At 67.5% G+C, this 5,695-nt stretch carries 7 protein-coding genes; 4 read left to right on the forward strand and 3 right to left on the reverse strand.

The genetic code is table 11. The annotated features are described in order from the left end of the window. The 4 genes from AC36XV_RS12245 to AC36XV_RS12260 form a co-directional block, all read left to right on the forward strand. Nucleotides 1-1,171, forward strand: a 1,171-nt coding sequence (locus AC36XV_RS12245) for an NAD(P)/FAD-dependent oxidoreductase (RefSeq protein ID WP_492203968.1), incomplete at its 5' end; no start/stop codon positions are given. After that, nucleotides 1,168-1,473 (forward strand): metal-sulfur cluster assembly factor, encoded by a 306-nt coding sequence (locus AC36XV_RS12250; RefSeq protein WP_492203969.1) that lies wholly within the window; start codon nucleotides 1,168-1,170, stop codon nucleotides 1,471-1,473. The genes AC36XV_RS12245 and AC36XV_RS12250, both read left to right, overlap by 4 nt. A 557-nt stretch (nucleotides 1,474-2,030) precedes the next feature. Continuing rightward, nucleotides 2,031-2,522 (forward strand): FxsA family protein, encoded by a 492-nt coding sequence (locus tag AC36XV_RS12255; protein WP_492203970.1) that lies wholly within the window; start codon nucleotides 2,031-2,033, stop codon nucleotides 2,520-2,522. Between the two features lie 28 nt (nucleotides 2,523-2,550). Continuing rightward, complete coding sequence (locus AC36XV_RS12260; RefSeq protein ID WP_492203971.1) at nucleotides 2,551-2,964, forward strand: DoxX family protein; 414 nt, start codon at nucleotides 2,551-2,553, stop codon at nucleotides 2,962-2,964. A gap of 10 nt (nucleotides 2,965-2,974) precedes the next feature. On the opposite strand, the gene queG is transcribed toward AC36XV_RS12260, so the two are convergent. The 3 genes from queG to AC36XV_RS12275 all read right to left on the reverse strand — a co-directional run. Beyond that, nucleotides 2,975-4,144 carry a tRNA epoxyqueuosine(34) reductase QueG gene (queG, locus tag AC36XV_RS12265; RefSeq protein WP_492203972.1) on the reverse strand — a complete coding sequence of 390 codons (1,170 nt, stop codon included), beginning with the start codon at nucleotides 4,142-4,144 and terminating at the stop codon, nucleotides 2,975-2,977. After that, entirely contained in the window at nucleotides 4,102-4,761 is a 660-nt protein-coding gene (gene nth, locus AC36XV_RS12270; protein WP_492203973.1) for an endonuclease III, read from the reverse strand. Before nth ends, queG begins: the two co-directional genes overlap by 43 nt. After that, on the reverse strand, nucleotides 4,761-5,695 hold a 935-nt coding region (locus tag AC36XV_RS12275; RefSeq protein WP_492203974.1), incomplete at its 5' end, for a site-2 protease family protein. The genes AC36XV_RS12275 and nth, both read right to left, overlap by 1 nt.

Here is a 5,695-nt window from a genome sequence, read left to right on the forward strand (position 1 = left end):
CGAGTCCGAACCGCCCTACCAGCGTCCCCCGCTCTCGAAAGAGTTTCTGCAGCACCCCGACGTGCCGCGGTCCCTGCTGCACGTGAAGCCGGAGGACTGGTTCGATTCCGAGCCTGGCGTCGAACTGGTGACCTGCCAGAAAGCCATGACCCTGGACGCTGGATCGATGAGCGTGACGACGGCGAGGGGAAATGTCTTCCGAGCTCCCCGCATCTTGCTCGCCACGGGAGGTCGCGCCCGCCGGCTGGACGTGCCGGGGTCCGGTTTGAAAGGCATCCACACGCTGCGATCCGTAGAAGACGCCGAGGCCCTTCGTGAGGCGGCCGGGTCCGGTGGCCACGCCGTGCTCGTCGGAGCCGGCTTCGTCGGAATGGAGCTCGCAGCATCCCTTTCCTCCTGGAGCGTGGCCTCCACGGTCCTGGATGTCGCCGACCGGGTCTGGAGTCGCGTGCTTCCCCCGGCGCTGTCGCGCTGGATGCGGAAGCACTTCGAGGAACAGGGGGTCTCCTTTCGCCTCGAATCGGGAGTCGAGGCCTTCCGCGGAGAATCCCGGATTCGCGCGGTCGACCTGGTGAACGGGTCCATCGATTGCGACTTCTCGGTGGTGGGAATCGGCAGCGAGGCGTGTGACGGCCTGGCCGCGGACGCGGGACTCGCGGTCGGGGATGGGATACGTGTCGATCGGTTCGGCGAGACCAGCCATCCCCATATCTATGCGGCCGGTGATGTTGCACGCTTTCCGGATCCCGTGTTCGGCGGAGTCGTCCGGGTGGAGCATTGGGAGCACGCTCGTGAACACGGGAGGCTCGTCGGTGGTAACATGGCGGGCGGGAACGTGCCCTATGAGCGCCTGTCCTGCTTCTTTTCGCGAGTGTTCGATCTGAGCCTCGACGCGGTCGGACGGACGGCGGAGCCCGAGGAGACGGTCACCTGGGGCGCTCCGGGAGAGGGTCCTTGCATCACCTTCGCCCTATCCGAGGGCCGGGTGAACGGGATCGTTTTGCTCGACGCGGCGTCGGAGACCGAATACGCGAAGACCATCGTCCGCGCCCGTGCGGCAGCGGGTGCGGTCAGGGAAGTCCGGGATTCGGATGGCCCGAACTCGTTGCGCGAACTGGCCGAAAACGTGGCCCCGGCGCCTGCAGACCATCAGACGGGAGAGACTCGATGACGGAAACGGAAACCGCGGAAGCCGTCCGTGAACAGCTTCGCACCGTGATGGACCCGGAACTCGGCATCAATATCGTGGACCTCGGACTCGTGTACGACATCGAGGTCGAGGAGGGGACCGCGAAGGTGACGATGACGCTGACCAGCCCCGGTTGTCCGGCTGGCGGTCAGATTCTGATGGGCGCGCAGAAGGCGGCCGAGGATGTCGAAGGCGTGGAGAAAGCCGACGTCAGCCTGGTCTGGAAGCCTTTCTGGACCCCCGAGAGGATCGATCCGGCCGTACGCGCCATGATGGGCTTCTAGCGTCCCGGGGCGGAGTCCCGACCGCCCGCTTTCGGCAGCTGTTGGCACTTCTCCGGTGTCTGGCCCCACCTCGCCGCATCCCGATGCGCCCCCGGATGCCATCCGTTGAGAGTTCGTTGAGGCCCCCGGCTATCGTTCCATCCCGTAGAGCGGAGCGGTGAGAGCGCGGGGTCACCGACCTGAGGAACAGGAACCTGAACCTGTACGGTCCGGGCGCGAGCCGTGAGGTCACAGGGGTGCCCCGCCGCTCGCTCACGGAGCCGGGATCGCGCCGGACGTTCCGGCGGGGGCGCTGGGGGCGTTCGGCCTTTCCCCGCTTCGTTTCGGCGCCCGATTGACGGCCTCGGACCGCCCCGTGTGACGGTCGTGTGACGCCCTCCCACCATGTTGACGTCGCGCCCGGGAAGCGCCGTAGAGCCAACCCGGCGCGAAGCGAAGAGAGCGAAGGTCGAATCAGGATCGCGCCTGTGGGGCCGCAGGGTGACGACGCCGGGTTCGCCTTCGCTTTTCTTCATCCGCTCTCTATCTTCCCGTCCGGGACTTCACGGGAGATGCGCTTGTTTCGACTCATCCTCTTGTTCACGCTGCTGCCGCTCGTCGAGCTCACGCTGCTGCTCCGCATCGGAGAGTGGCTCGGAGCCGGAGCGACGCTGGGTCTCGTCGTTGTCACCGGGGTGGTGGGCGCCTGGCTCGCTCGAAGGGAGGGGAGTCGAACGTGGCGAAAGGTGCAGGAGGAGCTCCAGGCCGGACGCATGCCCGGCGATGGGCTCCTGCAGGCGCTGCTCGTGTTCATTGCGGGCGTGGTCCTCGTCACGCCCGGCGTGCTCACCGATGCCGCCGGGCTGCTCTTGCTCTTCCGGCCGACACGCGAGCTCGTAGCCCGGAGCCTCCGCAAGAGGCTCGGATCTCGGTTCCAGCTGCGGGATGTCGGATTCCCGGGAGAGATGGGAGGACCGCGGAGCTCGCCGACGGATGCACCGGCTGGGCCGGGCGTCGATACCGGAGGCGGCCGCTCCGGGGGGCGCGTGATCGAGGTCGAGACCGACTGAACCGTTTCACCAGCACAGGAGCGACACCATGGAGCGAGGGGTGAACCCGGATCTCGGACTGGCGATCCTCAGAGTCGTGCTGGGCGTGATCTTCATCGCGCACGGCGCCCCGAGCCTGTTCGGGGGAATGGACGGTACGGCCGCTTTTCTCGCCTCCCTCGGGGTACCCCTCCCGCTCATTGCCGCCTGGGCGCTCCGACTTCTCGAGTTCCTCGGAGGCATCTGCCTGGTCGCCGGCTTCCTCGTCACGCCGGTGGCGCTTCTGCTCACCGTGGAGATGATGGCCGCCATCGTTCTCGTGCACGCGTCACGAGGCTTCTATGTGGTGGGGGCGCAGGCGAACGGTGGTATCGAGTTCAACCTGCTGCTCGTGGCCTCGCTTCTCATGCTCGTATTCGGCGGACCCGGCCTGGCGGCCATCGACTCGAGAGGAAGGTCCTGACCGGATCCGTTCACCGGGCCCGGGCCGCGTCCAATCGGCCGATCGCCCAGGCGGCGTGCTCACGCACGAGCGTCGACCCGGCGTCGAGGCAACGCATCAGGGTGGGGAGGAGAGACGCATACCCGCTGTTGCCCATGCCGACGCACAGGTTCCGCAGCATTCCGTCGCGTCCCGGCCGTGCGAAGACGGTGTCACCGTAGCGCGATCGAAACTCCGCGTCGGACAGGTCGAGGATTTCGTCAGCCCAGCTCGCCATCGTATCCGGAGGCACGGGGCCGCCCCACGATGCCGCGGGCAGACTTCCGGTCGGTGCCCCGTCGTTCCAGGGACATACCTCCTGGCAGATGTCGCAGCCGAAAATCCTCGTGCCGATCGCCTCTCGCAGCGGAACCGGAATGGGTCCCTTCAGCTCGATCGTCAGGTACGAGATGCACCGACGGGCGTCGAGCCGCCGCGGCTCGACGATCGCCCCGGTCGGACAGGCTTCGATGCACCGCATGCAGGTGCCACAGCGGTCGGCGGTGAACGGGTCGTCCGGGGGGATCTCCTTCGTGGTCAGCAGCTCGCCGATCAGGGTCCAGGAGCCGAACTGGGGATGGATCAGCATCGTGTTCTTGCCCACCCACCCGAGCCCTGCTTCCTGCGCATGGTCGCGCTCCAGCACCGGCCCGTAGTCCACGTAGCTCTTCACGCCGGCGCCGGGCCACCGTTCCTTCAGCCGGCCTGCCAGCCGGCTCAGTCTGTCCTCGAACTCGAGGTGATAATCGCGACCGGCGGCATAGCGAGCCACGACGGCCCGGTGGTCGGCGGGAAGCCCCGGTCCGCTGCCGGAATCGTGGAGACCGGTTCCGGGCGCGTAGCTCATGGTGACCATCACCAGCGTTCGGCAGTCGGGCAGGACGAGGCGAGGATCCAGCCGCCGCCCCACGGCGTCGGGACGGGCCAGCCACTCCATCTCTCCGTGCATACGCTCCCCGAGCCAGTCGAGAAACGCCCCGGAGTGCCTCGGAGGACCGGCGGCCGCGAACCCGACCTGAAGGAAGCCGAGGGCGAGAGCCTCGGCTCGCAGGGCTTCCCGCTCTTCGGTCGACACGCACGGGTCGGGACGGGTGGACACGATTCGATCGCCTTCGCGCCTCAAACCCGGTTGGCGCTCGGGCACATCTCCCGGATCTCGCATTCCACGCACTCGGGTTTCCGGGCGCGGCAGCGCTGTCTCCCGTGGAGAATCAGCCGCCAGGGAAAGGAGCGCCACTCGGACGGGTCCAGTAGCTCCATGAGGTCTCTCTCCACGCGCACGGGATCGGACTCCGCAGTCAGGCCGAGCCGGGCCGAGACCCGCTTCACGTGCGTGTCCACGACCACACCCTCGTTCTTCCCGAACGCGTTGCTGAGCACCACGTTCGCCGTCTTTCGCGCCACGCCGGGAAGCTCGACGAGCTCCTGCATCGTCTCGGGAACCCGCCCCTCGTGCTCGTCCACCAGACGTCGTGCCATTCCCTGGATGTTCTTCGCCTTGTTCCGATAGAAGCCGGTCGAGTGGATCAGCTCTTCCAGCTCTTCGCGGTCCGCTTCCGCGTAGGCGGAAGCGTCCGGGAAACGCGAGAAGAGAGAAGGAGTGACCTGGTTCACGCGCTCGTCCGTGCACTGTGCCGAGAGGATCGTGGCCACGAGCAGCTCGAGCGGAGTGCTCCAGTCCAGGCTCACCTCGAGGTCCGGATAGCGCCGGGCGAGCACGGGCTTCACTTCGTCTACCCTGCGCCGGCGGACGGCGAGTGACTCGAGCTTCCGTGCCATCAGCCCGACCCTTCGCCCCGCGGCTTCGCCTCGCGACCGGACGCGTTGCGGCTCACCCACTCCACGATCTCCTCCCCGGTCAGAGCTCCCAGCACCTCGGCGTCGCGAACCACCATCATGCGGTCATCACGTCCGGATCGCACCGCCATGACGACTTCCAGGAGAGGACGGTCGGCCTGTATCACCGGTACGTCCTCGAGGGCGGCCATCCGCTCGAAGACGGAGGTCTCCGCTCTCTCGTCCAGCGACAGGCCGGCGATATCGGCCATCGACACGACGCCCACGATCGTGCGATCTCGCAGCACCGGGAACGCGCGGGCGGGATATCGCAGGAAGTACCGCTCGACGAGTTCCTCGCCGGTCAGCCCACCGGGAACGAACACCGCTGGCCCGGTGAAGATCTGGCCGACAGCCACACCCTCGAGGGACCGTTTGAGCTCGTTCTGCTGGGCTGCCGACGCGGCCGCACCCGACAGAAACCACCCGAGGAAGATCCCCCATACACCGGCGAACTGGGCACCGCCCAGGAAGAGTACCAGTCCATACAGGATGAGAAGCCAGCCGAAGCCACGCCCCACCCAGGTGGCCCAGCGCGTGGCGCGGTACGGATCGCCGGTCAGGCGCCACAGCACGGCCCGCAGCACGCGCCCGCCATCCAGTGGAAAGGCGGGCACCATGTTGAACACGGCCAGCACGAGGTTGAGCATGGCTACCGTCTCGGACACGACCCGGGCGGAAGGCAGCCGGAGCGTTCCGAGCACGTTGGCGATCGCGAAGAAGATCCCGGCGAGAGCGAGGCTGCTCAGCGGTCCGACGATGGTGAGGAGGAACTCGTCCCCGGCCCGCTCGGGCTCGCGGCGCATCTCCGCTACGCCACCGAAGATGAACAGGGTGATTCCGGAAACCACGATACCGCGGGACCGGGCCACGACCG

It is taken from the genome of Candidatus Benthicola sp. (genome assembly GCF_058719085.1).

Bases quoted from the DNA above. Each gene is read 5' to 3' on its own strand.
- AC36XV_RS12250 (WP_492203969.1), top strand. From the start codon at position 1,168: ATGACGGAAACGGAAACCGCGGAAGCCGTCCGTGAACAGCTTCGCACC.
- AC36XV_RS12260 (WP_492203971.1), top strand. From the start codon at position 2,551: ATGGAGCGAGGGGTGAACCCGGATCTCGGACTGGCGATCCTCAGAGTC.
- queG (WP_492203972.1), bottom strand. From the start codon at position 4,144: ATGCGAGATCCGGGAGATGTGCCCGAGCGCCAACCGGGTTTGAGGCGC.
- nth (WP_492203973.1), bottom strand. From the start codon at position 4,761: ATGGCACGGAAGCTCGAGTCACTCGCCGTCCGCCGGCGCAGGGTAGAC.